Annotated in this window: 1 protein-coding gene; it reads left to right on the top strand. The window is 48.7% G+C overall.

The window, feature by feature from the left end:
* Positions 1–1,069 (top strand): pyruvate formate lyase family protein (locus R7O12_RS26655; RefSeq protein WP_318127083.1); only part of this gene is annotated, 1,069 nt, incomplete at both ends.

Below are 1,069 nucleotides of genomic sequence, written 5' to 3'. Positions count from 1 at the left end.
CGCTACAAGAGCACTTACGCACTCGTACCATTTGGATTAAGCACGACGAGCTGATTGTAGGCAACCAAGCGAGCAAAGTACGCGCTGCGCCGATCTTCCCTGAATACACGGTGCGTTGGATTGAAGCGGAAATCGACGAACTGGCCGACCGACCAGGGGCTGGTTTTGCGGTAAGTGAAGAAGACAAACAAAGCATTCACGCCATTACGCCATACTGGCGCGGTAAAACGGTTCAAGATCGCTGCTATGGACTCTTTACCGACGAGCAGCAAGAGATCTTAGCCAGCACCATCATTAAAGCCGAGGGCAACATGACTTCGGGCGACGCGCACCTTGCAGTGGATAACGAAAAAATCCTGAAGATCGGTATGAACGGTCTGCTGGATGAGGTTCGTCAGCATCGCGCTAATAACGACATGTCGACGTATGAAGGGTTGAAGAAAGAGCAGTTTTATAAGTCCGTCGAAATTGTCTTGCTTGCGATTCAGGAACACATGGTGAGTTACGCCGATCTCGCTCTGGAAATGGCACAAAACGAAACTCGACCAGAGAGGAAAGCGGAACTGGAGACAATCGCAGAAAACTGTCGTCATGTGGCTTTCCATGCGCCAACCAACTTCTGGCAAGCTCTGCAACTGAGCTATTTTGTGCAGTTGATGTTGCAAATTGAATCGAATGGCCACTCTGTTTCATTCGGTCGGATGGACCAGTTCCTAAACGACTACTACGTGCGTGATCTTGAAAGTGGCACGATGAACAAAGCGTTCGCCCTTGAGTTATTGCAAAGCTGTTGGTTGAAATTGCTTGAAGTAAACAAGATTCGCTCTGGTGCGCACTCAAAAGCATCGGCAGGTTCTCCTCTGTATCAAAATGTCTGTATCGGTGGCCAAAAGCTGAATGAGAATGGAGAACCTGAAGATGCCGTAAATCCGCTATCTTGGGCGATTTTAGAGTCCTGTGGTCAGCTACGTTCCACGCAACCGAACTTGAGTGTTCGCTATCATGAAGGTCTGAATCAAGAGTTCTTGATGGGCTGTATTGAAGTGATCAAATGCGGATTCGGTATGCC

The sequence above is a fragment of the Vibrio sp. Vb1574 genome (genome assembly GCF_033338675.1).
The sequence above is the reverse complement of the archived record's forward strand: the minus strand, read 5'-3'. Positions and strand labels throughout refer to the sequence as shown.